The following is a 26,259-nucleotide window of genomic DNA, read 5'->3' as shown; positions in this document are numbered from 1 at the left end:
CGCGCGAGGCGGTCCCGCGTTGAAGTTCGAAGCGCTCGCCATTCGCCGACTTCGATCTCGAGGTGCGCGTATCGTGGCCCACCTACCCTGCTGAGGGCCGCGTCTTGGATCTCCGTACAAGTGCTCTACTGCTCAGCGGCAGCGGGCCACTTGTCGTGGACGTCAAGCTGCCGCTGAACCGCCTGCGGTCGGGCGTTATTCGGCTTTAGCTACAAGGCTCAAACCTAGTTTGGACACTAAGTCAAGTTCCGTGACGACCTGCGTCAGAAAATCGGTCGGCATCTGGATCGAGGCATCCATGATTGCCGGCCAGGAAATGAGCCTGAGGATTTGTGCCACTGCATACTCGCGTCGCGGAGTATCGAAACGGGTTGCAATGGCCGTCCAGATCTTCAACTGATCCGCAGTATTTGCGAGGGCGCGGGCCGTGGCCTCCGCGCGCGCTACATCCCCGCCTGATGTCACAGCGTCGGCCACCGCGTTGACGACCGACGTCTGCGCCTCTCCTCGTTTCTTGGGGTCAGCGATGGACCGGACGATTGCGATAGCACGGTCGATGGTCTCGCCAGCCGCCAACTCGGTGGCCACGGATTGCAGCGCTGACACCTGTTCCTCCGGGTCGGTGACGGAGCGTGCGATGGCTTCCGCCCGGTCGATCAGGTCAGCAGCCATTTCGATGTCCCCGGCAGCAGCCGAGGCCCGCGCTATCAACACGAAGGCCGCAGGGTCCGTTTGAGCACGAGCGGAGGCGCGCCTGAGGATTGCTTCAATCCCTTCTCTAGTGAGGGAGCTTTCAGCTCTCCCAGTGACGCCCTCGGCCTCGAATACCAACGCCCGGACCTCTGGAGCAGTCATGGACCGCGCGATAGCCTCGGCCCGGGCGGTCAGGTCGGCGGCTGTGTCGACATCCCCGGCTACGGCTGCGGCTTTTGCCACTACCGCCAGCGTATGCACTTCCTGATATGGGTAGTTGTAGGGCACGCGGTCGGACAGCAAGACGGCGACCTCGAGGTTCCCGGCATCTGCCGCCGCGCAAGCTACCGATATCAAAGCCCGCGTCCGGTCGGACAGGTTGGTGATGGAGCCAGCGACCCGGATGGCACACTCAAAATCCCCGCTTGCCGCTGCAGCGTTAGCTACGCCCCTCAGCGCACCCACTTGCTCGAAGGGGGCAGTGATAGAGCCTGTGATCGTGAGGGCCCTGCCAATATCTCCACGAGTCGCTACCGCCCGAACTATTGAAGCCAATGCGCGCGCTCGGCTGCGCGGGTCGGTTACGGATTCGGCAACCGCAACAGCGCGGTCGACGTCGCCGCGGGCGGCTAACGCCTCGGCTATCGACGCCAATGCACGCGCTTGGTCGTCAGGATTGGCAAGGGATTCGGCTATCGCGAGGGCACGGACGATGTCCCCGGCGACCGCCATCGCATTGGCTACCGACGTCAGCGCCCCTGTCGATCCGGCAATACTAGTGAGAGACCCGGCAATGGCTTCAACTCGGTTAGTCAGCTCGGCGACCGTATCGATGTTCCCGGCGGACGCCGAGGCCTGAGCCACTGCCACCAGGCACCTCGCATGGTGGTCGAGGTCCGTTATGGAGTGGGCAACCGCTTCGGCACGGACGGCTAATTCAATGGCACCGTCGACATCTCCCTCGTCAGCTATGACGCCAGCGACCCATTCCAACGCTCGCGCCTGCTGGCCACGATCACTGATGGCGTCAGCGATCGCGAGGGTACGGTCGACGTTCCCGGCGGCTGCCCCTGCTGCTGCTACGGCGGCGAGGGCCCGTGCGCGCCAAATTGGGACCGTGATAGAGCTAGCGATCTCGACAGCGCGGTCGACGTCCCCACGCGTCGCTGTGGCCTTGGCAACAGCTACCAGCGCCGGTGATCGTTCGTAGTTGGTAATGGACCGTGCAACTTCGAGGGCCCGGCCGAGGTCGCCGACGCGGGCCGCGGCCTCGACTACACATCGCAGTGCGCGCGGCTGCGCGTAGCTCTCGATGCGGTCAACAGTCTCGATCGCACCATCGATGTCGTCGACATCCGCCGCTGCCTGGGCCACCGCTTCAAGTACTTGGTTCCGTTCGCCGAAGCCGAGAGACGCGGCTTCGGCGATCTCGACGGCACGGTCGACGGCCCCGGCAGCCGCGACAGCTTTGGCCACCATCCTCAGTTCCGTCCCGTGCGCAAAGCCAACACGACAAATGGGCTCTGCGATCTCGACGGCACGGTCGATATCTCCAGCGGCCGCGACAACCTGTGCCACTGCAGCCAACACACGCTCTCTGAAGCTGTAGATGGAATTGGCGATCGCAAGCGCGCGATCGACGTCCCCGCCGGCAGCCACAGCCTCTGCCACCGCTGCCAACGCCGACCCCTGTGGCCCGGGCATGGTGATGGCAGAAGCGACGGATTCAGCACGTGTGATCAGGTCGCGGAAGCCAGCGATGTCCCCGTCTGCGGCCGCCGCCCGGGCCACCGCCACTAAAGCCCGAGTTTGATCGCAAGTGCCAGCAATGGAGTCGGCGATGGCGAGGGCGCGATCGACGTCCCCGGTGGTGGCCACAGCCTCGGCCGCCGACCTCAGCATGCGCGCCTGATAGCCACCGTCGCTCATAGCCGCAGCGATCGCGATAACACCGTCGACATCACCGCCCTCCGCCGCGATCTGTGCCACTGAGGCCAACGCTGTCAACTGTTCCCAGGAAGGGAAGGTGATCGACTGGGTGATCTCGATCGCGCGGTTCAGATTCCCGCCATCCGCCACAGCCTGAGCGACGTACTTCAGCGCACGCGATCTTTGCTCAGGGTTGGCAATGGAGCTGGCAAGGGCTTCGGCGCGGGTGGTGCGGCCGAGCCGTGCCCACAGAGCAGGTAAGGTGTCGCTTATGTCGGTGCCGCGATAGGTGAGGTGGTCGCGGTGTACGGCGAGCCGGATCATGGCATTCAAGTCCGGGTTGTCCTCGGCTGCGAGGATGTCTATCGTCTTGAAAATCTCCACGAGTGCCCTTGAATCGCCGCCTGACCATTCGAGCATGCGGTTGTGCCGTGCCGGATCGGTGGCGTAAGTGACCATGTTCGGGACGTCTCCAGTGGCGGCGAGCATGGCGAAGTAGCCGCTTACTAGATACTCTGGCGTGCTCGTGGGCCACCCTTGGGCCCGGTACCCATCGGCCCAATCATGCAACCGTCGCCGGTATTGCACCGCACGTGCAGATCCGATCATCTGGAGGGCAGTGGTCTGGAGTTCCTCGTGACCAAGGATGTAAATGTCTGGCCCGACGGCGGGATCAAAATTGCTGGCTCGGTTCGCGAAACTGCGCCCGGCAACTGTGTTCAAGAGATGTTGGACCTGCCAGGACGAGGATCCTGTCAACTCCGCCAGGTCCGCAGTTGAAAGGCCACCGCCAGCTGCGGCCACTAGCCCGAGCAGGTCCTGTTCTGCTTGGCTTCCGAACACCAAATGGTTGAGCTCGCGTTCCATGTCCGAGCGAATCGCTTGCGCCTTTGGCGACGCGGCGAGAGGGCGGATGATCGCAGGATCATGCAGTTGATGCGACAGGCGGACGTCGGAAGGGACCGCCGGGTTCGGGCGTCCAGAGACGATAACTCGCATGCCAGCAGGCAGTTCCTCTGGAAGCAGCCCAGCGATGCTGTGCGCATCGGGACCGCTGTCGACGCTGCGGTCCTCGTCCAGCCCATCGATCAGCAGAACGAAATGTTCACCTCGTTCGTGACACTTCTCGGCGGCGTCGGTAAGCAGTCCGAGCAAATGCGCTTCGCGAGTAGAATCGGTTAGCCACGACGGCAGCGGCTGATCCAAGATTTCGAGCAGTTGACCTCGCACGTTTTCGATAAACGCACTGCGATCATTCTGGCTGGCTAAGCGCGCTGTCACAAAGAACGACACAATCCGAACTCGCTCGGGAGGGTGCAAGACGAACCAGGACATCAACGCCGTCTTGCCGGACCATGCGGGTGCACGCCACCTGGAATAGCGACCGGCGGAGGACGCCGAGACACAGAACTGCTCCAGCTCCGCCAGCTCAGCGTCACGGCCAACCAACGCTGGTGGCGCAATACGCCGGACCTGTTCGCGATACCGGGTTCGAACTGGCGCACCTGTTGCCAAGTTCACGTCACCGAGAACTATGCCGGTGATTGCTACACCACCAGGTGCGGTTGCATCACCGCTGCGCGAAACACCGACCCGCTGAACGCGATCCCCCATCACTTACCCGTCGCAGAGATCATCTCAATCACTTCAAGCGTGCACCGGCTCAGTCCAGAATCACACCCGACACGGCATCTCCACCCCCCGATACCTGCGCGTCGCCGGTCTGCTTTACCTGAATCGGCACCGCGGCACCGGTGGTGCCTACGACGCCACTAACCGCGCGGCCCCCAGAACCCGCCGATACGCGACCCGACTTAGAAACGTTTACCGCCCCGCGCCCAGTCGAACGCTGCAGAGCAGCCCACACCGCAACACCTACGGCAGCCACCGCTCCCAAGGCCGACGTTATCGCCGCCACCCGGTTCGCCTGATCCCAGTTGGCGATAGCGAACCACAGCCCCAATCCGGCAACCACTACACAGGTAGTCACCAGTGCTAACCGCTTAGCGCCCATGTAGACAACGATCGCACAGAGCGCGTTGAATCACCAGCAGGCTAAAGGATGACCGAGCCTTGTGCCGAAAGCCCAGACTGAGTAACCCACGCACAGTCTCGCACCTGGGGTTGTCTTCGCCGTCGGCGGCTTCGGACACAGACCGCTCCAGCGGCATGGTTGCTCATCGGTTCGCTCAGCCACTGCACCGGTCCAACGCGACGACGTCCGCCGAGGTCGGCGTGCAACTGTCCTGCACCAACAAGTTCTGCTCCTGGCCGTGCCGGTCGGACCCGCCCGTCCTTAACGAGCGGAACTTGCTACGTGGTCTGGGTAAGGGCCGCAGGGCGGCGGTTCGTCGACGAGGCCAGTTACAAGTGCGCAGTCGCCTTCGGCCTGAACGCGATCCCGCACGAACCGGGCCCGCCCGTGATCGGCACGACCTGCTGACGAGCTAGGCGGGTCACGGTTCATCTTCCACAGGCCCCCGTCCGGGTTCCGTGCTTCGGATCAGCAGATGCTGTCAAGGTTGTGAAGCTGGGTGCGCGCGGGACGGCAACAGTTCGCTCGATCGTGTCAGCTAGCTCGCCTGTGCGGGATGCCGTTCCTCGGTTGCTGAAGTGCGGCGGCGAGGGTGAGGGTGTCGCGGGCAGGGTGTTCTCCGAGTTCGGACAGCACCGTGGTGAGCAGCCGCAGCGTGCGCGGGATGCTGTCGTACTGGCCGAGGCGGGCTTGGGTGCGCATGAGGTCGCGGTAGATCGCTTCGTTGTAGGGGTCGAGCCGTCGGGCTTGTTCCAGCAGGGCGAGTGAGTGTTCGGGCGCGTCGCGGCGGGTTGCGCGGATCAGGGTGCTGAACGCATCGAGGACGTCGCGGCGGAGTGCTTCGCGGGGTCCGTCGATCCAGTCTGCGGTGATGCCTTCGGCGAGGTCTCCGCGGTAGAGCGTGATGGCGGTGTTCAGCGCCTGGGTGGCGTCGGCCGGTGTGCTGGGTCGGCTGGCGGTGAGCGCGTCGTGCAGCTGCCAGAGGTCGACGGTCACGCGTTGTTCGTTGAGGGCGTAGTGGCCGTCCTGGGTGGTGATGATGTCGAGGGCGTCGTTCTCGGTGGCGCGGCGGAGGCTTCGGCGGAGCTGGGACAGGGTTGCGTGGAAGGTGTTGTAGGGGCGATCGGCCGGTGCGTCGGGCCAGAGCGCGGCGCTGAGGGTTTCGCGGCGGCACCCTTCGCGGTGCAATGCCAGGTAGACGAGGATCTCGCGTTGTCGCGGCGCGAGCGCGTCGATGACGTCGTGCGGTTCGGGGCCGGCGCGGGTCAGGCGGAGACGGCCGACTACCTGCAACCGCAGCGACTGACCCGGGGATCGGTCCGCGGTGGGGGTCTCTACCGGCCCGATGTCCCGTGGCGTAGTTGCCGCAATCGCTTCAGGGTCTTGTTCGGGACCGGCCTTACTGAATTCGTAGTCAGAGACGGTCGTGGCCACGCTATCGACGCAGGTGGAACGCTGTGACGGTTCGGCGCGTTCGGGCTCGGCGTCGTGGAGCAGAGTGAGCAGGTCGAGGGCGTCGGCGTCTGGGAGCGTGAAGAGCCGCGCGCCGGCGAGGTTGCCGGTGAGTGCTGGGGAAGCCGTGTCGACGATGCCGTCACCGGTCACGCGCACGGTACCGCCGGGACGCCATGGGCCGAGGAGCAATCCGTTGAGGCCGAGGTGGGCTCCGGTCTCGAGGATGGTGTACATGCGCCGGTCGGCGTCCGGGCTGGGCACGGCCACGATGAGAAAGGGCCCGGGGCGGCTCGACGGGCGAGGTGTCTGGGCATCCGGGTCGTTCCTGGGGAGGCTCTGGCCGTGCGTGCGGGCGAGCAGTTCGGCTTCCAGCACATCGAGAGCCGCGGGTAGGGCGTCGACGATTCTCAGCCGTTCCGGTACACGATCTGGGAGGGTGTGACCGAACAACGAGCGGGCGACAGGGTGCGGGATGACGATCGTGGCGTCGAGGCCGTCGCTGGCGGCTTGCGCGAGCAGGGTGACGATGAGGGCCCGCGCGGCGGAGCGGGCGCCGGGCCCGACGAGCCCGAGGCCTTGTGCCTGGGCGAGGTCGAGCGCGATGGTGTGTCCGTTCCGGATGCCGACCGCGGTCCTGGGTGTCGTCGGGTGTGCGGCGCGGACGACGGCCTTGGCTCGGTCGCGGATGTCCAGCTCGACCTGCCGGGTGTGCCGGGAGTTCGCCGGTTCGGTCGCCGGAGTCTCCTGGTCTGCCGGAGGTTGCGTGGCGACGTCGTGAGCGATGCGCAGAGCGCGCACGACCGGCATTCCAGTGGGATCGTCGTCGGTTCGGACACCAGGCCGGTACCAGCGGCGACGTCGCATTCGGACCGTGACCGTCGCCAAGGTGATCAGAGCGGCCAGTCCGAGGCCGACGAACGCCCCGCCCGGCAGCGACACGCCGCCGTCTCCGGACGCCGCGGGCTTCTGCTGTTCGTCCCCGGGTGTGGGCGGGGGTGTTTGGCCGGCTGCGGGTGGATCGTCCGGGAGTTCGGGTGCAGACACGCTCGGCGGCGGCTCCTGGGTCTCTGCCTGTGGTGCGGTTGGCGCGGTGGCGGGCAGGGCGAGCGTCCAGCCGGGTAGGAGCTGGTCGGGGTGGCGCAGGGCGCGGCCGTCGGGCTGGGGCCGCCCGACGTTGAGGTCGAAGAGCGCCCGCCAGGCGTCCGGGTCGCCGAGGTGGCGCTCGGCGATGCCGGTGAGGGTGTCCGCGGGCTGCACGGTGACGGTCCGACCGGTCTCCGCGGTGGTGTCCTGACGCGGGGGAAGACCGACGGCGTCTAACGGGAGCAGCAGAGTCCGCGCGGGTTCGAGGTCGTCCGGGTTGCCGGCGAGCAGGCCGGGGTTGAGCCGCACGATCTCGTGATAGCGCCTCCCGTCGCCGAGATAGCGTTCGGCGAGGTCCCACAAAGTGTCGCCGTGCACGACCGTGTACGGGATCGCGCCGTGCGTGGTTGTCGTTGCCGTGCCCGCGGAATCGCGGGGCGCGCTGGCCGGGTTCGGATGAGGCCGTGGTGGCGCGGTGGCCGCGGTCGGTGTGGCGGGGAGTCCGGACGCTGCTGCGGTGCCTGTGGATGTGGATGTGGCGATCAGGACGGCGGCGACGAGCCCGGCGATCCACCGGCCGGTCGGGATTCGCCGGAGCGGGCCGCGGGCGGCTCGGCCGGTCTGGCGGATCACTTCGACGATCACGGAGACGGTGAGGGCCAGCCAGCCCGTCCATGCCACGGCGACGATCAGCCAGATCACCAGGTCGCCGGTGATCCACGCCCAGCGCAGCGTGGCCCAGATCTGCTCGGGCCACTGGGTGATCTGTACCGGGTCTGGCCAGCGCTCGGGAATCAGGCGGGCGGGATCGGCGCCAAGGGCCAGGAGCCCGCTGGGGATGCCGGCGACGAACGCGAGCAGAGCCAGCGCGGCGAGCGTGCCGCGGACGCGCTGTGCCGCCGGGGACGTCATGGGAGTCCGCCGTCGCGGGTCCCGACGCCGAGTTCGGCCACCGCGGTACCGGTGGCCTGGACGGCACGGCCGAGCAGTCCGACGGGCGCGGGCTCGGTGACCGTGACCGCCACCCGGACCGTGCGGGTACCGGTAATGCTGACCTGGCCGGGGTGCCCGGTACGGGCGAGGTAGTCGCCCGCAGTCCGGGCGGCTGTGGTGGTGTCGATGCCGACCTGCAGGCTGCGGGTGTCCACGGCGGTGTTGGCGGCGCGGGCGGCTTCGGCGGCCAGGGCGTCGGCGCGGGCGATGGTCCGCAGCCGGGCGGAGCCGTCGACGACCAAGGCGAGCACGAACAGCAGCGCTGGCACCAGGACCGCGATCATCACGCTGAGCGACCCGGCATCCCGTGGCCGTGCCACGGTGATCATGGCCGTCCCCGGTACGGATCGGTGGGGCTGGTGAACGAACTGGTGATCAGGCGAGTACCGCCGGGGACGGGGAGGGCGAGGTCGCTGAGCGCGACACGGCACGTCACGCTGGCCCTCACCAAGCCGGCGCGACCGACGGCGATCTGGCTGGCGTCGACCGACACACTGGTCTCCTGGCAGGTGATGCCCTCACGTCCGAGGCGATCACGAGCCACAGCCGCTCCGGCCTGCTGCGCCGAGTGAGGGCTGCGGGCGATCGACGCGGCGCGGGCAGCCGCGGTGGCGGCGTTGTCGACGGCTTGCTCCGCAGAGCTGACACGGGCACCCGCGATGATCAGCAGCCCGACGACGATCACGGCGGGCGCGAGCACCGCGGCTTCGGCACTGACGGAACCCGTATCTGTCCACAACCGACCAAGACGAAGCGCACGTGCTTGGCGAGTCACGAGCCGCCTCCGGTCAACGACGTGGTGAAGCGTTCCTTGACCGCTCGCGCGGTCACTTCGACCCCGATATCAAGCCCGGGGATCGGCAGCAGCTGGACCGTCGTGCCGGACACCGCGACCTGGACAGTGTCAGCGGTCATGGTGGCACGAACCTCGGGTGCGGTCAGGACACCGCGGCCTGCGCGGTCGGCGAACGACCGTGCGGCGGCGGCCGCGACGGGTTGCGTGGCGCCGACAGGACGTCCGGCGTCCACACCGGCCTGTGCCGCCTGAGCGGCCACGGAATGCGCGTGCCACCACAGGCCGCCTTGCACTACAGCGAGAATCAGCAGCAACACCAACGGAAACAGCACGGCCAAGCCTACGGACTCCGCTCCCCTGTCGTCGTGAAGCCGCGCCCGGACGAATACTCGGCACCGTGTCCATAGTGGCCGGTCGGCCTGGCGGAGCGAGAAAGTTGATATTGTCACGACGCTACCGCCGGGAGAGGAACGGTGCCGCCGCGTGCGGGTGGCCTGTCCTGCGCGGCGGCGACGTTGTGCGCTGACTGGTGTGAAGCGGCCGGTTTCCGAGGCTGGGTGGTCTTCGCAGGATTCGTTCCGGCGGGCTTCTTCCGCTTGGCGCGTCCGGGTTTGGCGTTGTTGAGCCAGCGGGCGAGCTCGGTTGCGGGGACGTCGGTGAAGGCGGCCAGCTCGTCGATCTCGATCAAGTCGCCGGATTCGGCCAGCACATCACCCAGTTCGCGTTCGATGCCGCCGAGTTGCTCGGCCAGCTCGGCGTGGCGGTCGGCCAAGTCACCGACGCGCCGTGCCGCGGCGGACCTCCTCTCGCTCCGGGCAGTGTCTGCTACTTCGACACGTCGTTCGATCTCCTCAGCGGTAAGCATCGTGTGGTCTCCTTTGCGGTTAAGGGCTTCCAGGTACGTACAGGTTCACTTGATCTGGCCTTGGTAGGTCTGGACGGCGGCGCGGATGGCGAAGCCAAGCCCGATCGCCACGGCGAGGCCGATAGCGACGAGGACCGCCTTTTCCACGGACTCTGATCCGCGGTCTCCCGATGCACGGGCCCGCGTCCACTGGTCTTCTGCAGTGACGACGTAGCTGAGCACCCACGCGGTGAGGAACAGTCCGAGCCGGTCGCCGCGTCGCCGGGTTGTGGTCGCGCAGCGCTTGAGATGGTTAAGCATGAGTCTCGTTCTCCTTTCACGAGGAAGTCGTTGGCCTATAAGGTTTGCCGGTTGACTTCGCGTTCACGGCTGCCTCTTCATGGTTAGGCGTGTTGATGGTTCGCCCGACCGGGAGGTGCCCTGCTCCGGGCCACTCGGACGGAGGTTGTTCCCACGGGAGTGGCCCGGAATGCGTGATATCTCGTGCCGCGGTGACGTGAGCGAACACGTTGCGCGGCAACGCGTCGGAGTCCTGCGACAACCTGGTGAGGTGGTCTTGCCCCGGGATGGTGGCCAGGGTGTGACTGACGCGGGCAGCGAGATCGTGTCGCCGGAGTTTCTGTTCCCATGCACGACAGAGCACGACGCACCCCCGCACATGCTGCGCTACCTTCCGCAGGCTCGTATCGACGTCGTCGACCGCTCGCCGCGTCGCGGTGACCAGGTCATCGGTCGTGTCGAGCTCGGCAGCGACCTCATCGGCAAGAGCGCGGGCCTCGCGGCTGCGGTCGAGGCAGCACAAAGTTCGCCACACCACTGTGTGGATCTCACGCGGCAGTGCGGGATCGAGCCAGACGAGTGCCGGACTCCGGTGCAGTGTCTGCACCCCCGTCAGCAACTCGGCGACCAGTTCGCGGGAATCTGCACCCAGGTCATCGAAATCGCGACGCCGGTAGAACTCTCCCCACCGAAGCCGAAGCCGCGGTACACCTTCATACTCGAAGGAGGTCTCACCGGGTGGGCGGCAAAGGAGACGAAAGACACCCAGCACCACGATCAAGGTCACCAAGCCGATGCCGAACTTCTCGCCGAATCCGTGACCGCCGCAGGACACCTGAATGGCCAGCCCCGCGGCGAAAAGTCCTTTGAGGATGGTCGTCGGGCGAACGAAACTGAGGGCTCGCCTGCGCCGCCACTGCCGCGGGGTCATCGCAGGATTGAGCAGCACGGTGGCGTAGCCGTCGGGGAGCATGCAGTCGAGTACCGGCGGCACCGTTGCAGGCGATTGATGGTTGTGCATCAGACTGCTTCTCCTTCAGCCGGGGCCGATTTCTGTCTCTGGAAAGGAAAGCGGAGGTAGCGACCGGGAGCGTCGCGCGTTTTGGCTAGCCCCCTCCTACGGCCAACCTGATCATGGCGGGGTACATGACCAGCAAGAGGAACGCGACCAGCAGCAGCGCGACGGGGAGCGCGAGCCGTTGGGAGCGGGCGTTGGCGTCGGTTTTGTCGGCGGCCAGTGCGGCGGCGCGCAGTGCGCTCGATTTGGCGATCAGGGTGGTGTAGATGGCGGCGCCGTCGGCCGCGGTGGCGAGGATGTCGGCCAGGTCGCCGAGTTCGACGACTCCCATACGTTTCCCCAGCCGAGACAAGGCTTCCCACGGGGCATGACCGGCCTGGGTCGCGCGGCCGAGGGTGCGGCTGATCCGGGCGAACACCCACGAGTCTCCGACAGCGGCGGCCTCCCCCAGCGCCTGGCTGGGGGCGCGGCCGGTGGCGCGTTCCTGCGCGACGAGGTCGAGATAGGCGGCGGTGGCGCGACGGAACTCCTCCCGCGCCCGAGCGGCGTCCTCCTGCACGGCCAGGACCGGCACCGCCGATCCGGCCGCCGCGCCGGCGATCACGGCCAGCACCACCACCGGAGCGGAAAGGTCGATGCCGCCGAACCAGCTAAGCCCGGCCATCACGAACACGGTTCCGGCAGAGCCGGCAGCCCAGGTCAGGCGGCGGGCAAGGTAGCGGTCGGCGGTCTGATCGAGGACGTCGAGGTCGGTGGCAGGGATGCCCCACCAGCGGTTCGACGACCGTCCGGAGACTCCGGCCAAACGTTCGATCCGGGTCGACCAGCGGCTGCGTGGCGGCGCTCCGTCAGCACGGCGGGCGGCACGGTCGTCCAGTTCGGCGACCGCGGCGGCCACGTTGACCGGTGCCGGGCGCAGCAGCGCCAGGAGCACGCAGACCAGCGCCAACCCGCCCAGTGCGCCCAACAGCGCAGCGGTGATCCCGGGATTCATCGCGGCACCTCCACGTCGACATGGGCGGCAGCGATCGGGGTGCGCTTCGGTTTCGGTGCCCCGGGCGGGATCCTCGAGGCGGCGCCGAGCAGGCGAGCGGGGCGGCGAGTTCGGGTCAGCAGGTGCATCCACCACCCGGCAGCGCCCAGCAGACCGCCGATCCCGGCCATCACGAGCTGGCCAAGCAGGTCGTTGAACGGGGTAAGGAACTCGTGCGCGAAGACCACCAGGCCGGTGAGCAGGAGCGCGGTGATGCCGAGGATGGCGCGGACATCGGTGCGGGGTTTCGCGCGGTCGGCTTCGATGTCGCGGCGGGCGACGACCTCGCGTTCCAGGGCGGTGGCCTTGCTGTCGAGAATGTCGACCAGTCCGCGTCCGCCTGCGCGGGCGCGCAGGATCAGCGCGAGCACGACTTCGTCGGCGGCTTCGTCGCCCACGTCCTCGGCGAAGGCGCGGAGCGCGGCCTCCAGGCCACGCGTCCGCAAACGAACCGCCAGGGTTTCGATCTCGCTGCTCAGTGCTTCGGGGGCGGTGCGGGCGGAGGTGGCGATCGCTTGCTCCAGTCCGCCGGCGCCGGAGGCCAGGACATCGGCGAGACGCCGGACCCAGCTGGCGAGGGCGTCCAACCTCGCGATCACGCGGCGGGCGTCGTGTCCGCGGGCGAGGACAGGCACCGTCATCGCCGCGGCGACGGTCAGGATGATGGCGACCGGCCAGCCGGTGCCCCACCACACGATCCCGCCCGCGGGTACCGCGACGACGACCCGCCGCCGCGGTACCCGTGCCACGAACGTCTTCCAGCCCGCGCTGCGCGCCGTGCGCAGTGTCGTCGACCGCGCGGCGGGTGGGCGGAAGGCCGCAACAGCGCAGGCGATCGCCGCCGCCGCGGCGACGCCGAGCAGGCCCGCCCAGACGCCCGTCATCGCCTTCCTCCGCCCGGCCGCTCGGTGGTCTGCCAGGTGCCGGCACCGGCGGTGTCGAACAGGTGGCGGTCGAACCCGTGCCTCGTCAAGCGCTCCAGCAGGTCACGGCTCGGTGGGTAGGCTGGGACAGCGCGGCCGTCTTCCGGACGTGGGGCGAAGATCCTGGTGGTGTCCGGGCGGCCGGAATCCCCGACCGGGCCGACCTCGATGATCTCGGTGACGAACCGCTGCCTGCGCCGCCCACCAGCTATCGCGTGGTCGGCGCGGGCGACGTGCACGACGAGGTCGATCGCCGAGGCAGTCCACTGGTGAGCCGCCTCGATCGCCAGCGGCGGATGAGCGAGCTGCCCGAGCGCGCCGATCCGGTCGAACACCGCCGTAGCGCTCGTGGCATGCAACGTGCACATGCCGCCCGTGGCGCCGTTCCCGAGCGCGCGCAGCATCGCGGTCACTTCCCCCGCCCGGACTTCGCCGACGATCACCCTGCTCGGCGAGTGCCGCAGCGTCTGCTTCAGCAGGTCGTCCAAGGAGATCTCCCCGATCCCCTCCGAGTTCGCCGGGCGGGCCTCCAGCGGTGTGACCAAGGGCCGGGCGCCGAGGTGCAACCCGAGTTCGTACTCCTCCTCCACCGTGACAACGTGCTCGTAGTCCGGGATCTCCGCGCACAACGCGCGCAGCAACGTCGTCTTGCCCGCGGCCGGGCCACCGGACACGATCACGTTGCAGCCCGCCCGCACCGCCGACCGCAGGAAAGCACCGAGTAGAGCATCGAGCGTGCCGTTGGCCACGAGATCGTTCAGGCCGACGTCGACCAGGCGGTGGCGGCGGATCGCCACTCGCGGCCGGTCGGACACCTCCATCACCGCGGCCACCCGAGCCCCCAACGGGCCACCCGCGCCGATCCGCAGGTTCCCCAGCGGACGCCCGGCGTTGAACTCCCGGGAAGTCTGGCCCTGGCGGGCGAACATCGCCGCCAACATCTCCACCAGATCGGCGTCGGTGTCGGCCACCGGGTGCGGCCACTGCTCGACCGTGCCGTCCGCCAGCTCCAGCAGGATCCGGTCACAGCCGTGCACGTGAATGTTCTCGACATCGTCGCGTTCCAACAGCTCCTCCAAGGCACCCAGCCCGGACAGCGCCGCGACGACCGCCCGGGTCAGTCGGCGTTCGTCGGCAACGGGCAGCGGCGCGTGTCCGGCGGTCGCGCGGCGTTGCACCCAGCCGGCGACCTCGTCGGCCACGTAGGCACGCATCCGTGCCTGCTGCTCCTCGGCCGTCAGAGGGGTGTCCACATAGGACTCGCCTGCCGCGACGCGTTCCAACCGGGCAGCGACCGCTTCCCGGATCTCCCGGACCACGTCGGGGTCGGTCCGCCCGATCTGCACACTGTCCTGCGGTGGTGTCCGTGGTATCGCTGTTGCGGATCCCGCCGAGTCGCTGCGCGGTGGCGGCAATGTCACGGGATACGGCGGCGTCGCCGGATCGTCTGGAGGGCGGAACCCGGTGCGCGGCAACGTCATCGTGTGCCTCCGGAAACTAGGCGGAAGGGTGCGGCAGTGGCCTGAATGCGGGGTTCGCTCGGCGTGTAGGCGTGGTAGGTGCCGTGCAGGCGCCGCGCGACGCGGCGCGCGGTGCGCAGCAGTGGCGACCGGTGTGGAGGCGTTCCTCCGTCGATGCCGTCGGAGAACACCGCCGCCGTCCGCGCGGCCATCGGGAGTTCCACCGCGGCCTCCCGTCCCAGCGCCACCCGGACTTCGCGGGTGCCCGCGGGCGTTGTCGCGCAGACGGCCAGCCCCAGCCGTTGCGGCAGAATCCGCTCGGCGAGCTCGGCCAGGACCGGACGCGCGGCCAGCACATGCCGCTGCGTCGGCCGCACCGCGACCAGCACGAGATCCGCCGCGAGCAGCACCGGCCACGGCGTCGCCGAGCTGAAACGGCCCAGGTCGACCAGCGCGTCAGCCGGATGCCCGGCCACGGTCTTGAACGCGGCCAACGCCACGGTCAGGCGGGTCCATCCGGCCGTGCCGACCGCGGTGTGCTGGCCCGGCGTGCTCAGCCCGGCCAGCAGGCCGACATGCCGCGCCGGAGGCACCGCCTGAACGTGCTCGATCAGCGACGCCGGGTCCCCGGACGTCGCGTGCCGGGTCGCGATGAAATGCGACAACACACCGACATCAGTACGGAGAAACCCGTTCACCACCCAATGTCCCAGCCAGCCCAGCGCCAGGTCGCCCCCAGCGGGGTCGCAGTCGGCCAGCAGCACCGGCGCCGGCCACGCCGCCGCCAACGCGGCCAGCGACGTGGTCCCGCCGGGTGATCCCTTCCCCGACACGATCGCGATCATCGCCATCTTTTTCTCACCAATCCCTTCGACAGCCGGTCTCGTTCACGCGCCCGGTCCGAGCTGGACCAGGACGACCTGCCCGGCGGAGGCGCTGGTCGCGGCATGCGCGGCGTCAGCGCCGACGACGACATCGACCGTCACCGCGCCGGTGGAATCCGGCGGGCCGACGCCGAGCACCCGTGCACGAAACGGACCGGACGTGTTCGCCGGGGACTGCCCAACGTCCGGCCCGTTGCTGGCCGCGATCGGAGTGATCTGCACCAGATCCCCAGCCGATAGACCACGGGCTGGTAGATGGCCCGGCCGCATGGGAAGCCCCACCAGCCGCTCGCCTGGCCCCGGGATCGGTTGCCCGGACAGCTGCCCGGGCGCCAGCACCGTCCCGGCGGGCAGGATCGACCGCGCGACCTGCCCCACGACCCTGGCTTTGTCACCGACCGGGATGGAGGCCAGCGGCTGGTCCGGCACTGCCTTGACCACACCGAGATCGCCCTCGCCGATCGTCTGCCCCCAGCTCACCTCGCGGGTCAGCGCGAGGACGTCGACCCGGTCGTCCTGCCCCGCGATCAGGGCGTAGTTGCCGAACGCGACGACCGCGGCCAGCACCACCGCGACCCCCAACAGCCACCAGCGCCGTCGCCGTGGCACCCGCGGCGGCTCGCTATCTCCGGGTTGTTCGGCGAACGCCGAGTCACTGCCGTGCGCCTGCTGTGGGCGCGAAAAAGACAAAGCGGTACCCATAGCGGTATTCCTTCACAATCCAAGAATGGTGTTCGGCGTGCTCAGAGCGTCATGGAAACGGTTTCTCAGAATGCGGTTCTAATTCCCGCGCAGTGCCTGAACCTCGGCGACAGCGAACGTCGCTCTCGCCCGGGACTGCATCACTGGAAAGTCGCCGCCGACGGAGCCGGTCCCGTCCGAGCCGATCCAGCTCACCGACCACTGGATCGCCCACTCCGCAGTGGTCTGATCGTTTGGCTGCCCGACCGAACTATGGGTGTACACGAAACCGCAATCAGGACTGGCCGCATGCAACCCGCGCGAACGGTCATACGGCGTCCCTGGTCCCGAACAGGCCATCGACCCTCCGGACCCCGAGTTGAACGCCATTCCCACCGGCGTCGCGGTCACCTCGGCCCACACCGGGCCGACCTGTACCCGCTCGACCGCCGGTTTCCACACACTGCGATCAGTCCAAATCCAGGTGTTCTCCCCAACGATCGTGGCGGCCCGACCATCGGACAGCCGAACGTCCGGCGAATGACGAGGAACCGGCAACGGCAACCGCAACTGCTCGAACGCGCGCGCAGCGAGTTCCGCCGGCGTCGGCAAAGGCGGAGCCACCGGTCCACCTGCAGCAGCGAGTTCGTCCGCAGGCAGCGAAGGAAGACAGCGGATCCCGAACGCACTGCCACCTGCACGACCGACACCAGGTGAGCCACCAACACCGAAACCACCGAGCGAACAACCTGCAGGAAGCCCGTCCGACGGGTCCGGTGCACCGTTTCCAGATGCCGCCCGCCGGTCCTGACCTAGTGGTTTTCTCCCTGGCCCGCCTGACCGGACAGGAGCCTGCCCCCGCTGCCGCAGCGCCTCCATGTCGACCGTCGGCGGAGCGACCAGCCCCGACGAGTCGCCCGGCACCACGATGACCTGACCGTCATCGGCGGTCGGCGGCACGGCGTGCGCTTGGGGCGTGACGAGGACAACCGTTCCTCCAATCAGGCAGGCGAGTCCCATTGAAGTCGCCCACGTACAGCGTGGCCGGATCATCAGCATGTCCCGCCGGGAAACGCGACCTTGGCGACTCGCCACCGGCCGTCCGAGCTATCCCGCTTCAAGTCGGCGCTCACCGGATTCCTCGGCACCCCGACAGTTTTCGGATCGCCGGTCGTCGAATCCGCCTGTCCGGTGCGCGACGCGTCCTGGCAATCCCTCACTATGGCGGACGCGCCGTCGATCTGAACCGACTGGATCCGCGCGGTAACGTCGCCGTACACCTCGATCCCAGCTTGCTTCTGAGCGCGCATCGCGTTCAGCGTCGTGGTGAGCTGGGGATCCACCGCCACTGCCGCCATCGCAGCCCGCCAAGTGTCCTCCGGCTCGTCGTCGGTCTGGAGAGTCCGAGACCAGAACGCGGAGTATGCCGCCTCGACTGCTGCCCGTTCGTCCTGGCCCGCAGAACTCGCCGCCTGAGGTGGTGCAGACAGGTTCGATGCCGACGGCGAAACTTGGCCGGCGCCGCCGCCGCAGCCCACCAGAAGCACCATGGCTCCGGCCAGGACAGTCGACAGTGCCCTACGAGAACTGACTTTGTGCACGATTTCCTCCCCAATGCGGACACTGCCCATGCGTGACCACGCCGTCCAGGCGCGGTCACCGATCTGTCTATGCCACGACGACGCTCACCAATGCTCCGCCGAGCAGCGACGGACCGGCAGCGAACGTGGAATTCACGCTCCTGGACGACACCGCGACCACGAGGGCGGCAACCGCGGTAAGTCCGCTGGCGAATAGCAGGCCTCGCAGTAAGCAGTCCCATCCGAACCATCCGAGGAACATCGCGAGTGCGCCGTATAGCGCCGTATCGCCTCCTCCGGTGTGGTCCGGCGCGCAGAGCTGAACCAGAGACGCGAGACCGTACGCGACCACGGCAGCCGCGCAGGCGAAACCGAACCTCGACCAGGCCCCATCCATGACCGCGATGCCGAAGGAGAGAACGGCGCAACCGCCCGCCAGTGTCGCCACCATCGGAAACGGAAGCCGTCGGCACCGGAGATCCGTGAACGCGAGACCAACTCCCAGCGCGGAGGCCCAGCACCACACCAGCCAGCTCGGCGTCGCGCCCAGCCGAAGCCAGCCGATCCAGCTCGCCATCACCGTCGCGGCCGACATCGTGGCCGCGGCCGCGACCTGTGTCCGGAGCCCGGTCATCAGAGCGGTGCCCGTCGTGCACTTCGCGGCCGCGAGCATTGCGGGGCCCGCGACGAAACTTCCCACACCGGCCGCGACCATCATGATCGAAACCACGGAGTCCTCCCAAACGGGTAGGAAAGCAAAGTCGGTGATCACTTCGCTCGAACACTGTGTCGTCCCATGTGTTGTCGGCCGCCATCGCTCTCGCCTCCTCTCGCCGCTTGTGCCGACGTTCACGGCACCTGCCTGAGTCAAACCGGAGCGACGTGCCCTATGGGGCGAAACTGTTGAACGGCGGCCAACTGAATGAGCGAGCCCGAAATGCGTTACTCCCGCTGGCTTGCCATACCCAGTTGACCGACCGCGCTCCTCTTGCGTCACCAGGCAGTCCATTTCCTGGCTGAGATCAACACGTACACCCACGGGGCCGACTGAGTGCAAGGTAAGTACCCGGGTGAGTGTTGGCTCAGTAGGCCACCTTTCACCCGTTTGGGGCAGGTGGCCGACCGAGTCGAGCTTTCCCCCATGCGGAGCCGCCGAGTCGTGTTAGCTGACGGTATGGGTGGGGAAAACATCTCGTATCAGCAAAGAGTGAACGATGCCGTCTCGATTCTGCGCGGGCAGTGGACGATCTCCGTCCTCGCCGCGCTCGCGCTCGGAGAGATGCCGTACAAGGAACTGCTGACGGCGGTCAACACGGCCGAGCATCGTCCGGGGGGAAGCGGACGTGCCCCCCTGTCAGATCGAGTCTTCACTGACACCTTGAAGCGAGCGCAAGGACACAGCTTGATCGACAAACTCTCGGATCCGCAGCGCTCTGGTGTCTCCGTTTACGAGCTGACTCCTAAGGGTCGAGCCCTCCTTCGGGCGGTTCGTCCGCTCGTCGAGTGGGCTCAGGAGTACGAGGATCAGGACGACCACGACGCCGTCCGAGTCGACTGACGTCAGCGGTGGTCAGCTTGTGGAACCCGCGATGATGGCGACGCACCCTTAACCACACAGACGCGATCGCGCCCCGACTGCTTGGCCGCGAACATCGCGTTGTCCGCAGCGAGAAGCAACTCTTCGAGGTCCTGTCCAACGCCGGGATACTGTGCGACGCCGATCGACACACTGACTCGAAGTTCGGCTAGCTGCTCGCCTTCTTCGCCGAAGCGGAGCGCTCGAACGGCCGCGCAGATCCGCTCGGCGACGCTGACGGCGTCGTCCACCGCCGCGTCCGGTAGGAGAATGACGAACTCTTCGCCGCCGAAGCGTCCGGTCAGGTCGTACGCGCGGACCTGACGCCGGACGGTGTCAGCGACAGCTTGAAGCACCCGGTCGCCGACAAGGTGGCCTTGAGTGTCGTTGATGCGCTTGAAACTGTCGAGATCGAGCATCAGCACCGCGACCGATGTTCGATACCGCTGAGCCTTGCCGAACGCACGTTCAGAGAGGCTTCGCCAACTGGTCGCGTTGAGGAGTCCAGTCTTCCGGTCCGTGGTCGCTGCTTGCTCGAGGTGCTTGACGAGGACGCTGCGGTGCAGCACGTAGACGGTGGGCAGTACGAACGCGATCAGCCACGGCCGCCATATCATCAAGGCGGCAGTCAGGACGCCGATGCACAACGTAACGATCTCCAAGGCGTTGTCGCTCCAACTGCCCAGCAGACGCGCACACGACCGTTCGCCGTCCTCCAGCGCTATCACCGCCCCGACAAGCACGGAGTTCATCGTCCAGAATGTCGCGATGACCAGCGCCGGCCCGATCAGGTCCTGCGGTCGGACGATATCCAGGATCTGACCATGCGGAACCGCGTGAACGACGATCCACGCCGCATATACCGACAAGATCATCACACTGGCGTTGAACACCGCCCGGTAGATCGGGACCCCGGAAGTCCAGCGCCACGTTCTCCACCACAAGTGCAGATACAGGAGGACGACCGTGGCCGCGCCGAGGGCCGGGCCGGCCAACATCGTCACGGCCAGGATCGAAACCGAACTCATGTTGACATGCGGCGTATCCGACAGCTGTCTGCGAATGCGTTCGATGTACCGCGTCGCTTCCGCGACGGCCAACCCTGCGCCGAGCAGTACTCCGAATTCGATCCAGCCTGTCAAGGTAACCGCACTGTTCACAGCCACCACGACCGTTGTGACGACTGCAGCTGTCACAACGCCAACGACGAAGGCGACCACGCGAGGCCGCAAGGCGATGAGGCCCCCCTTCGTCGCTCTTCGGTTGCATCTGAATACGTTGCGCATCCGACCACTCGTCCTGTGATCCTCACCCTTCATACTGGCTGCGCTTGCGTCCCCGGACGGTCCAACCACGGTTGGCGTTGCTCCCGCCTCCGTCGGCGATCCGTCCCTGCAGTCCGTTTCCTGGGAGGAGGTGCTCGTCATGGCCGGAAAGGAATGGTGAGGTGAATCCGCAACGCGTTCGGACCGGTTCCCGCGACTGCGCCGGGAGCCGGTCCAGTTCCACATACCGAGGAGTGCCAACGCCAGAACAGCGGCGATCAGCCCGGCACCCGCGACTGCGCGGAACGAGCCGATCGACTCAGCAGCGAGCCCGCCGAGAACCACGGCGATACCCTGCGAGCAGTACATACAGGTTGCCATCCGGCCCATCACCCGACCGAGGTGCCGGTCCGGAACCACGCCGACGACCATCGTCTGCGTCTGGATGAGGCAGGCAGTGGAGAGCGCCCCCGAGAGTGCCCAGAGTGCTACGGATATCGAAAGCCCAGGCCCGAGTCCGCAGACCACGAGGACGAGTCCGGCCGCAGCCGCGAGCACAATAGCGGCGAACGGTGATGTCGGAATCCGTATGCGAGTCGTGAGCCAAGCACCGATCGCACTTCCGGCAGGATCGGCTGCCAGGAGAAGACCCACACCCCATGCGGCGACGCCCAACTCGCTGGCGTACGGCACAGCGAGCCCCTCCGGCACGATATACAGGCCAAGGAGGCATGCCAGCCCGAAAAGGACGGCAAGTTTGCCACGGTGGCCAACATCGCCCGCACGATGTTCACCGGCCGAAGATTGGCCGCGAGCGGCTGGCCGCGCACGAACTCCAGCAAGGACCAGGACTGCGCCGCACAGGAACGTCGCCGAGTTCACAAGCATGCCAACGTGGGGTTCAACGACGACTAGCAGTAACCCGCCGCCGGCGAAACCAGCGAGCTGAGCAGCCTGGGTAGTGAATTGCCGAAGAGCCACGCCCGCCGCATATTCGTCATCGCGCTCGAGGACCTGCGGGATCAGCGACATGTGAGCCGCTTTGAAAGGGCCCGCCACGACGCTCAGCAAACCCACGCATACCCACAACGCAGGCAGCGACATAGCAGGAATCGCCATCAGCGAAGCCAGAACCGCTCGCACGATATCCGCGATAACGATCACTGTCCGACGCGGAAAACGGTCTGCCAGACCGGAGAGGAGAAACCCGCCCAGGACCGAAGGTACAAAGGTCAGGCCGTACGTCAAGGCGGTCAAGACCGCGGAAGAGGTCTGGGCGAACACCATCAGAGACAGCGCCACGCGAGCAACCTGGTCGCCGACGATCGACACTAGCTCGGCTATCCAAAGCGAGCGAAACTCGCGCACGCGCAGCGGCACTGAAAAGCCAGCTCTGCCCTGCTCAGCCATTCCCTCCCCGCAACCCTCAAAGCAGCGGCCCCCATACCGCTGCCACAGCGAGTATCCCGACAGCTACGTTAGGTGCGAACCGGGAAGAGGTCGCTCTTCGCAAGTTAGGTTCACTCGGAAGTACCATACCGACTACACATGGTTACTACGGCGGGCTTGCAGGCCACTCGCTGCGGCCTAGAGTCTGATTCACCACTGCTACCAACCCATACTGCTTCGACGGGGGGGGTGCGGACCTGGCCTACCCCGGAGGCAACGGCACGGCACCCGTGCTCTTAGATTCGCCCCGCAACTTCGTTTGCGCCGATCTCGGTGAACAGCGTCCTTGCTGCGCGCCAGCACTGCATGGCCGCGTTGTGTCGACCAAAGCATTCGTGGGCATCGCCCAAAGACCACAGAGCCCTATACCCTCGCCCAGACGATGCCCGGTAGTATGACTTATTGCCAATGCACGTTCGGCGCGCTCGGCGCCTTCATGAAGGTCACCAAGGTCGAAACGCACTTCAGCGAGAGCTGGAGCTCTTCACCTCGACGAAGCCGTTGACCGATGGAGCACGACCGTGAGCGCGCTTCTTCGGCACAGTCGAGCGCTTCCAGCGTCAGCCGGCACACCAGGACTGCATCCGACCGAGCGGCGCCGGACCGTTCCTGCTCACGTTGCGAACGGCGATCTTCGCGGCGAGAGGCGATGAGTTGACCACCCCAACTGCCAGCAGGAGCGCCGGCGAAGCCCCACACTGCTGCCCACCAGGTCACGAGTCCCTCGTTTCGTCCATGTTGCCGAGCGAGCTCACCCGGTTTTGCGGTACGCGCGGTCGTGTGGTCGAGCGTTGTTCATCCGTAGGTCGGAGGTACGGCTGGGCTTTGCGGACGGCGGCACCCGTCTTCGGACGCCTGGGAACGTCACTCACCGGAGGACGGGCCGGAAGTGTCCAGCCCGATCAACTCCGGTCGCTTCTCGCGAGCGCCCCAGTCCAGGATCTTGCGGAGCCACCCGGACAGGTCCGCGTCATCGATCCCCAAGCCGCTCAGGTCTACCTCCACGGGAGTCGAGATCTCCAGGATCCCTGCGTCCTCGGCGGTGAACTCGAGGGTGAGTATCGTACCGGTGAGCCGCACGATGCGCAGGCAGCCGTACACCGTGAGACCTTGTTCGGTCGAGACGTTGTAGGAGTCCATCCCTGACCGGACTTCCTGCTCGTCGGGCTCGTACGTGGACCGCTGGATCGAGAACGACCTCCGAACACCGGCGCCGTCGACCCCGGCGATTCCCACCTCCAAGGCTTCCTCGTCCTCGTGGTCCTCGAAGAACCCGACCTCCGCAGCGGTCATCCTCATCATCGGCGCCTCTGTCCCGGAAGCCGCTGCCCACCGCGGACCTCGTCGGCGAACACGACCTCGAACCGCTCACCCGACACAGCCGCGCCACCAGGGGCACGATCAAAGCTCTGCACCGCGGCATTCTCCCAAGCCGCGCGCCAGGCCCGCCACTGGCCCGCAGACTAGACCCGACCCCCACAGCCGACCCGGAAACTAGGGCCGGAACCCGATCTGTTGACCGGACTAAGCGGAGACACGCCGGGCTGGTGTCGTGCCGGCTGGGCTGGACGCCGATAGACCTCCTCCACCTAGATCGTTGAAGGTGGGCGAGAAGGTGCTAGTCGATGCCGATCGGGGCATCCTCTCGATCCGGTTGCCGAGGTGGGGGCGGGTCGTTGCGAACGAGGGCGTCGTGCCCTGGTTGGTGGCTGATGACGCTGGGCGGCCAGTGGAACCGGTTCGCCGGTATCTGACCGATGTCGTCGCCAGGGACACCAGCCTCGGGTCGGTCCGCAGCTATGCGCACGTTCTGCTGCGCTGGTGGCGGTGGCTGCGTGCTGTTGACGTTCCTTGGACCGGGCCACTCCGGCTGAAGGTCGTGATCTGGCGCTCTGGATGCAACTGGTCCAGAAGCAGCGGAACTCACCGCGGACCAGTTCGGTGGCCACAGCGGGCGCGATCAACCCGATCACTCGCAAGCGCTATCTCGACGACCAGTATGCGAAGCGGACCATCCGGCACAACAACTCGGTGATCAGGGCGTTCTACGAGTTCTGGATCGAGGAGCTCCACGAAGGGCCGCTGGTGAATCCGATTCCCCGGGATCGAGGCCGCGGGGGCAACCGGCCGAACGCGCATCACAACCCGCTGGAGCCGTTCCGGGCTGAGGGAAAGCTGCGCTACAACCCGAAGCTGCCCAAACAGCGCCCGCGCGAGATGCCGGACGAGTGCTGGAAGGACGTGTTCTCCAAGCTGACCAGCAATCGACACCGCGCGAGCCCGGTCGGCTAGGCCGTCGGGCAGGCGCAACGGCAGCCGCTGATCCAGTCGTGGCGTTCCTCGCCGGGGTGACTGGCGGGTAGCGCAGGACTGGAGCGATATGCGTGAGCCGGTCATCGGGCTCGCGCGCCTCCTCGGCCTCGACGTACTCGCTGAGAACCTGCCGCACGGTTTCATCACGCGACTCGCCCAATTCTCCGGCGATCCTGGCAAGCGCGTCCATCACACAGCACAGCACCCTCACGCTGGTCTCCCGTATGACGGCCACGGCATCACCCCGTCGCCGCGGCATCACGCCCGCCCCACTGCCGACGCCAGCCCGGGGGACTTTGCCATTGCTGTGCCACCTCTCCTCTACTGCCGCACGAGAGCTCAGCACGTCACCGCACCTCGGCGGCGCACCCGTGCTCAGCCTGTTGCCCCGGCGTCTCCCCGGGATGTCTCGGCTGCGGATATCGGGACTGTAAAACGAACGGTGTAACTCCTGATCATGGAAGTGCATCTGATGACCGACATGATGTCCGGCGTGGAGAACGCTGAGGACTCGAAGTCCAAGACCGGTTTGGATGGCCTGGACGACCAGCTCGTCGAGCAGTTGGTGAGCCGGGCCAAGGCTGGTGGGCTGAAGCTGACCGGCGAGGGCGGGGTGTTGCAGCAGCTGACCAAGCGGTTGCTGGAGTCCGCGCTGGACGGTGAGATCACCGATCACCTGGGCTATGACAAGCACGACCCGGCCGGCCGTGGGACCGGCAACTCACGCAACGGCACCCGCTCCAAGACTGTCCTGACCGACGTCGGGCCTGTGCAGGTCGACGTGCCCCGTGACCGGGACGCCAGCTTTGATCCGAAGATCGTCGCGAAGCGGCAGAAACGCCTGACCGGGGTCGACGAGATGGTGATTTCGTTGGCTGCCAGGGGATTGACCACCGGTGAGATCTCCGCGCACCTGGCCGAGGTTTATGGTGCCGAGGTATCGCGGCAGACCATCTCCACCATCACCGACAAGGTCATCGAGGGCATGGTCGAGTGGCAGAACCGGCCGCTGGACCCGGTCTATCCGGTGATCTTCATCGACGCCATCCACGTGAAGATCCGGGACGGCAAGGTCGCGAACCGGCCGATCTACGTCGCGTTGGCGGTGACCTGCGAGGGCCGCCGCGACATCCTCGGGTTGTGGGCCGGCGACGGTGGCGAGGGTGCCAAGTACTGGTTGCACGTGCTCACCGAACTGAAGAACCGCGGAGTGACCGACGTGCTCATGGTCGTTTGCGACGGACTGACCGGGCTGCCCGACGCGATCACCACCGTCTGGCCACAGACGATCACTCAGACCTGCGTTGTCCACCTGCTGCGCAACAGTTTCCGCTACGCGGGCCGCCAGCACTGGGATCCGATCGCCAAAGCCCTCAAACCGGTCTACACCGCGCCGACCGAGGCCGCCGCACGCGAGCGGTTCGCCGAGTTCGCCGAGACCTGGGGCGCCCGCCCGCTACCCGGCCATCGTGCGGTTGTGGGACAACGCCTGGGCCGAGTTCGTACCGTTCCTGGCATTCGATCCGGAGATCCGCCGGGTGATCTGCTCCACCAACGCCATCGAGAGCGTCAACGCCCGCATCCGCCGCGCGGTCAAGGCCCGCGGGCACTTCCCCAACGAACAGGCCGCGCTCAAGTGCGTCTATATGGCGATCATGAGTCTGGACCCGACCGGCGCCGGTCGGAAACGCTGGACCATGCGCTGGAAACCCGCGCTGAACGCCTTCGAGATCGCCTTCGACGGCCGCCTGGCCACCGGACGCAAGTAATTTCCCTCAACCTGAGTTACACCGTTCGTTTGACAGACCCCGGATATCCTGGCCCGCCGGCTAGCAGCTCGACCATGTCAACTCATTCTTGTCCGCTTCGGCCTTCTTGCGCTTGACCTGTGCACGGATTGTCGCGCCACACCGCTGACATGTTCCCCAGGCGGCCAGCGCTATGGGTTG

At 67.0% G+C, this 26,259-nt stretch carries 21 protein-coding genes and 1 pseudogene; 3 read left to right on the top strand and 19 right to left on the bottom strand.

Annotation, left to right across the window (positions count from 1 at the left end):
• Window positions 1-195: 195 nt before the first annotated feature.
• The 16 genes from ACIBTM_RS45060 to ACIBTM_RS44985 form a co-directional block, all read right to left on the bottom strand.
• Window positions 196-3,957 carry a tetratricopeptide repeat protein gene (locus ACIBTM_RS45060; RefSeq protein ID WP_395883256.1) on the bottom strand — a complete coding sequence of 1,254 codons (3,762 nt, stop codon included), beginning with the start codon at window positions 3,955-3,957 and terminating at the stop codon, window positions 196-198.
• A 1,234-nt stretch (window positions 3,958-5,191) separates the two neighbouring features.
• Window positions 5,192-8,107: a BTAD domain-containing putative transcriptional regulator gene (locus ACIBTM_RS45055; RefSeq protein ID WP_395883255.1), complete on the bottom strand. Its 2,916-nt coding sequence runs from the start codon at window positions 8,105-8,107 to the stop codon at window positions 5,192-5,194.
• Window positions 8,104-8,517, bottom strand: coding sequence for a hypothetical protein (locus ACIBTM_RS45050; RefSeq protein ID WP_395883254.1), 414 nt, complete (start codon window positions 8,515-8,517; stop codon window positions 8,104-8,106). The genes ACIBTM_RS45055 and ACIBTM_RS45050 overlap by 4 nt, the downstream gene beginning before the upstream one ends.
• The gene (locus tag ACIBTM_RS45045) at window positions 8,514-8,927 is read right to left on the bottom strand and encodes a TadE/TadG family type IV pilus assembly protein (protein WP_395883253.1); all 414 of its coding nucleotides are present in this window, start codon (window positions 8,925-8,927) and stop codon (window positions 8,514-8,516) included. Before ACIBTM_RS45045 ends, ACIBTM_RS45050 begins: the two co-directional genes overlap by 4 nt.
• 32 nt (window positions 8,928-8,959) lie before the next feature.
• Window positions 8,960-9,322 (bottom strand): TadE/TadG family type IV pilus assembly protein, encoded by a 363-nt coding sequence (locus ACIBTM_RS45040; protein WP_395883252.1) that lies wholly within the window; start codon window positions 9,320-9,322, stop codon window positions 8,960-8,962.
• A 107-nt stretch (window positions 9,323-9,429) separates the two neighbouring features.
• Window positions 9,430-9,756, bottom strand: a complete 327-nt coding sequence (locus ACIBTM_RS45035) for a hypothetical protein (protein WP_395883251.1) — start codon at window positions 9,754-9,756, stop codon at window positions 9,430-9,432.
• A gap of 138 nt (window positions 9,757-9,894) precedes the next feature.
• Window positions 9,895-10,149 carry a hypothetical protein gene (locus ACIBTM_RS45030; protein ID WP_395883250.1) on the bottom strand — a complete coding sequence of 85 codons (255 nt, stop codon included), beginning with the start codon at window positions 10,147-10,149 and terminating at the stop codon, window positions 9,895-9,897.
• Window positions 10,150-10,165: 16 nt separating this feature from the next.
• Window positions 10,166-11,149, bottom strand: coding sequence for a hypothetical protein (locus tag ACIBTM_RS45025; RefSeq protein ID WP_395883249.1), 984 nt, complete (start codon window positions 11,147-11,149; stop codon window positions 10,166-10,168).
• 85 nt (window positions 11,150-11,234) lie between these two features.
• Complete coding sequence (locus ACIBTM_RS45020) at window positions 11,235-12,140, bottom strand: pilus assembly protein TadB (protein ID WP_395883248.1); 906 nt, start codon at window positions 12,138-12,140, stop codon at window positions 11,235-11,237.
• Complete coding sequence (locus tag ACIBTM_RS45015; RefSeq protein ID WP_395883247.1) at window positions 12,137-13,063, bottom strand: type II secretion system F family protein; 927 nt, start codon at window positions 13,061-13,063, stop codon at window positions 12,137-12,139. Before ACIBTM_RS45015 ends, ACIBTM_RS45020 begins: the two co-directional genes overlap by 4 nt.
• Window positions 13,060-14,583, bottom strand: a complete 1,524-nt coding sequence (locus ACIBTM_RS45010; RefSeq protein WP_395883246.1) for a CpaF family protein — start codon at window positions 14,581-14,583, stop codon at window positions 13,060-13,062. Before ACIBTM_RS45010 ends, ACIBTM_RS45015 begins: the two co-directional genes overlap by 4 nt.
• Window positions 14,580-15,413 carry a hypothetical protein gene (locus ACIBTM_RS45005; protein WP_395883245.1) on the bottom strand — a complete coding sequence of 278 codons (834 nt, stop codon included), beginning with the start codon at window positions 15,411-15,413 and terminating at the stop codon, window positions 14,580-14,582. The genes ACIBTM_RS45010 and ACIBTM_RS45005 overlap by 4 nt, the downstream gene beginning before the upstream one ends.
• A 36-nt stretch (window positions 15,414-15,449) precedes the next feature.
• Window positions 15,450-16,148, bottom strand: coding sequence for an SAF domain-containing protein (locus ACIBTM_RS45000; RefSeq protein WP_395883244.1), 699 nt, complete (start codon window positions 16,146-16,148; stop codon window positions 15,450-15,452).
• Between the two features lie 78 nt (window positions 16,149-16,226).
• Window positions 16,227-16,751: a hypothetical protein gene (locus tag ACIBTM_RS44995; protein ID WP_395883243.1), complete on the bottom strand. Its 525-nt coding sequence runs from the start codon at window positions 16,749-16,751 to the stop codon at window positions 16,227-16,229.
• Between the two features lie 428 nt (window positions 16,752-17,179).
• Complete coding sequence (locus ACIBTM_RS44990; protein WP_395883242.1) at window positions 17,180-17,677, bottom strand: hypothetical protein; 498 nt, start codon at window positions 17,675-17,677, stop codon at window positions 17,180-17,182.
• A 118-nt stretch (window positions 17,678-17,795) separates the two neighbouring features.
• Window positions 17,796-18,437: a methyltransferase gene (locus ACIBTM_RS44985; RefSeq protein WP_395883241.1), complete on the bottom strand. Its 642-nt coding sequence runs from the start codon at window positions 18,435-18,437 to the stop codon at window positions 17,796-17,798.
• 477 nt (window positions 18,438-18,914) lie between these two features.
• Between ACIBTM_RS44985 and ACIBTM_RS44980 the strand changes: the two genes are divergently transcribed.
• Window positions 18,915-19,265 carry a winged helix-turn-helix transcriptional regulator gene (locus ACIBTM_RS44980; RefSeq protein ID WP_395883240.1) on the top strand — a complete coding sequence of 117 codons (351 nt, stop codon included), beginning with the start codon at window positions 18,915-18,917 and terminating at the stop codon, window positions 19,263-19,265.
• A 2-nt stretch (window positions 19,266-19,267) separates the two neighbouring features.
• Here ACIBTM_RS44980 and ACIBTM_RS44975 read toward each other — a convergent pair whose 3' ends face one another.
• The 3 genes from ACIBTM_RS44975 to ACIBTM_RS44965 all read right to left on the bottom strand — a co-directional run bounded on the left by ACIBTM_RS44975 (window position 19,268) and on the right by ACIBTM_RS44965 (window position 23,290).
• The gene (locus tag ACIBTM_RS44975) at window positions 19,268-21,958 is read right to left on the bottom strand and encodes an MFS transporter (protein WP_395883239.1); all 2,691 of its coding nucleotides are present in this window, start codon (window positions 21,956-21,958) and stop codon (window positions 19,268-19,270) included.
• A 438-nt stretch (window positions 21,959-22,396) separates the two neighbouring features.
• On the bottom strand, window positions 22,397-22,714 hold the full coding sequence (locus ACIBTM_RS44970; RefSeq protein WP_395883238.1) for a hypothetical protein: 318 nt from the start codon (window positions 22,712-22,714) through the stop codon (window positions 22,397-22,399).
• 147 nt (window positions 22,715-22,861) lie between these two features.
• Complete coding sequence (locus tag ACIBTM_RS44965) at window positions 22,862-23,290, bottom strand: Imm10 family immunity protein (RefSeq protein ID WP_395883237.1); 429 nt, start codon at window positions 23,288-23,290, stop codon at window positions 22,862-22,864.
• A 603-nt stretch (window positions 23,291-23,893) separates the two neighbouring features.
• Here ACIBTM_RS44965 and ACIBTM_RS44960 point away from each other — a divergent pair.
• A complete protein-coding gene (locus tag ACIBTM_RS44960) occupies window positions 23,894-24,289 on the top strand; it encodes a hypothetical protein (RefSeq protein WP_395883236.1) in 396 nt (131 codons plus the stop codon).
• A 478-nt stretch (window positions 24,290-24,767) separates the two neighbouring features.
• Window positions 24,768-26,079, top strand: a pseudogene (locus tag ACIBTM_RS44955) (IS256 family transposase).
• Window positions 26,080-26,259: the final 180 nt, after the last annotated feature.

The sequence above is a fragment of the Amycolatopsis sp. NPDC049868 genome (assembly GCF_044461365.1).
In the GTDB taxonomy this organism is placed as follows: Bacteria; Actinomycetota; Actinomycetes; order Mycobacteriales; family Pseudonocardiaceae; genus Amycolatopsis.
The sequence above is the reverse complement of the archived record's forward strand: the minus strand, read 5'-3'. Positions and strand labels throughout refer to the sequence as shown.

Excerpts from the sequence above, each read along its gene's own strand:
- ACIBTM_RS45030 (WP_395883250.1), bottom strand. The coding sequence starts at position 10,149 with ATGCTTAACCATCTCAAGCGCTGCGCGACCACAACCCGGCGACGCGGC.
- ACIBTM_RS44965 (WP_395883237.1), bottom strand. The coding sequence starts at position 23,290 with ATGACCGCTGCGGAGGTCGGGTTCTTCGAGGACCACGAGGACGAGGAA.
- ACIBTM_RS45010 (WP_395883246.1), bottom strand. The coding sequence starts at position 14,583 with ATGACGTTGCCGCGCACCGGGTTCCGCCCTCCAGACGATCCGGCGACG.
- ACIBTM_RS45050 (WP_395883254.1), bottom strand. The coding sequence starts at position 8,517 with ATGATCACCGTGGCACGGCCACGGGATGCCGGGTCGCTCAGCGTGATG.
- ACIBTM_RS44960 (WP_395883236.1), top strand. The coding sequence starts at position 23,894 with ATGCAACTGGTCCAGAAGCAGCGGAACTCACCGCGGACCAGTTCGGTG.
- ACIBTM_RS45000 (WP_395883244.1), bottom strand. The coding sequence starts at position 16,148 with ATGGGTACCGCTTTGTCTTTTTCGCGCCCACAGCAGGCGCACGGCAGT.
- ACIBTM_RS45020 (WP_395883248.1), bottom strand. The coding sequence starts at position 12,140 with ATGAATCCCGGGATCACCGCTGCGCTGTTGGGCGCACTGGGCGGGTTG.
- ACIBTM_RS45015 (WP_395883247.1), bottom strand. The coding sequence starts at position 13,063 with ATGACGGGCGTCTGGGCGGGCCTGCTCGGCGTCGCCGCGGCGGCGGCG.
- ACIBTM_RS44990 (WP_395883242.1), bottom strand. The coding sequence starts at position 17,677 with ATGGTGCTTCTGGTGGGCTGCGGCGGCGGCGCCGGCCAAGTTTCGCCG.
- ACIBTM_RS45025 (WP_395883249.1), bottom strand. The coding sequence starts at position 11,149 with ATGCACAACCATCAATCGCCTGCAACGGTGCCGCCGGTACTCGACTGC.
- ACIBTM_RS45060 (WP_395883256.1), bottom strand. The coding sequence starts at position 3,957 with ATGTCCTGGTTCGTCTTGCACCCTCCCGAGCGAGTTCGGATTGTGTCG.
- ACIBTM_RS45005 (WP_395883245.1), bottom strand. The coding sequence starts at position 15,413 with ATGGCGATGATCGCGATCGTGTCGGGGAAGGGATCACCCGGCGGGACC.
- ACIBTM_RS44975 (WP_395883239.1), bottom strand. The coding sequence starts at position 21,958 with ATGGCTGAGCAGGGCAGAGCTGGCTTTTCAGTGCCGCTGCGCGTGCGC.
- ACIBTM_RS45055 (WP_395883255.1), bottom strand. The coding sequence starts at position 8,107 with ATGACGTCCCCGGCGGCACAGCGCGTCCGCGGCACGCTCGCCGCGCTG.